1 protein-coding gene and 1 rRNA gene are annotated in these 1,669 nt (G+C 31.7%); both read left to right on the plus strand.

The genetic code is table 11. The annotated features are described in order from the left end of the window. Positions 1-90, plus strand: a 5S ribosomal RNA gene (gene rrf, locus ACLBWW_RS28570); the annotation flags it as partial. Between the two features lie 377 nt (positions 91-467). Then, positions 468-1,397, plus strand: coding sequence for a DMT family transporter (locus ACLBWW_RS28575; protein ID WP_048541579.1), 930 nt, complete (start codon positions 468-470; stop codon positions 1,395-1,397). Positions 1,398-1,669: the final 272 nt, after the last annotated feature.

The raw sequence follows: 1,669 nt of genomic DNA on the forward strand, positions 1-1,669 counted from the left end.
ACCCGTTCCCATACCGAACACGGAAGTTAAGCTCTCTAGCGCCGATGGTAGTTGGGACTTTGTCCCTGTGAGAGTAGGACGTCGCCAAGCAAAAACCTAAGTCGATTCGACTTAGGTTTTTTTGTGTTTATTTTTATTTACTAAATGTCATAATCCATAAATTGAATGACGCTAAAGAAGTGAAAAGAATGAAATAGAGACTGTTTAAAATGAATTTTGAACGATAATGCCATAAAAGGTAATAAAGTAATACATTTAAATGTTAGGTTAAGGTAAGAATTACCTTTTTGTATTAATTGAGTCGTGGAATGACTAAAATATTTTACTTTTTATATGAAACTGTTATGTGGAAAATAGCTATTTAGTTGTTTTTCACATAACGGTTTTTCAGTTTTGAAGGATTTCACATAAGAAAAAATCTATAATTAAGATAGTTAACATATATTTTTTGATGGGTGTGGGGGATTATGAAAGAAATATGCATGTTATTAGTGGCTGTTATATTATGGGGGACAGCCATTGCGCCAACAAAGTGGGCATTAGAATCTATTCAGCCATTTACTTTGTTATTTATTCGCCTTTTCTTAGCTGGTGGAATCTGTTTACTATTCTCATTTAAACAATTAAAAAGATCAGTTGTACATAAACAGGTCCCGTGGAAAAGAATGAGTTTACTATCTTTTACTGGCGTATCTGGGTACTTTATGTTCACATCCTACGGTATTTCTTTAACAAGTGGATTGCATGTTAGTATTATTGATGCTGCTTTACCTTTAGTTACAATTCTTTTTTCGGCGTTCTTTTTGAAAGAAAAAATTCGGCTTAATTATTGGATCGGTATTGTATTGGGGGCTATCGGAGTACTTCTTATTACAATTCCATCTAGTAATGTCGATCAAGAAGTATCTTTAATAGGAGATATCCTTATTTTATTAAGTACGTTCTTATTTGCTTTCTATACAGTATTGCTGAAACGACCAAAACAAGAACAGTATCTATCAAACAAAGTTTTTACAACATTAACTTTAATTATTGGAGCTGTTATTCTATTACCATTTGCAATGGCAGAAACTTTTTATTATGGTTTTCCAAAAATCGAAACATGGAAGACAGGGTTTAGTGTAATATATCTTGTTATTGGGGCAACAATTTTAGCGTATTGGTTTTGGAATAGAGCATTAGAGACAGTCTCGGCATCAGTAAGTGGATTATATTTAAATGCGTTACCGTTAATAAGTATAGTTGCTTCAATTGTTCTATTAAATGAATCTTTAACGTGGAGAATAGGAATAGGTGGCAGCTTAGTTTTATTTGGAGTGATATGGGCGGATAAACGTAAACTAATTGATTTATTTATATCAGACGATCAAAATATTAAAGAGAATGAAGAATGTTAAAGTTTATAAGAGCATGTATATAATGTTTAATGGAAAGGACGCTTTGTATGTAATAGGATGTCCTTTTCATTATTTTCATTGAATGAGAGGAATTAAATAACTGAAACTAATATAGAAAATAACTTTGGAATTATTTTTATTATTAATTGAATAAAAGGTGTTGACGATTAGGCTATAGAGGTGTAATATAGAACAAGTCGCCGATGCAATAACGCAGAACGCGGCACACAAAATAAAAAACTTAGTTGACATTAACTAACGAAGATGTTAAC

It is taken from the genome of Bacillus sp. M5A3_1b (genome assembly GCF_053345335.1).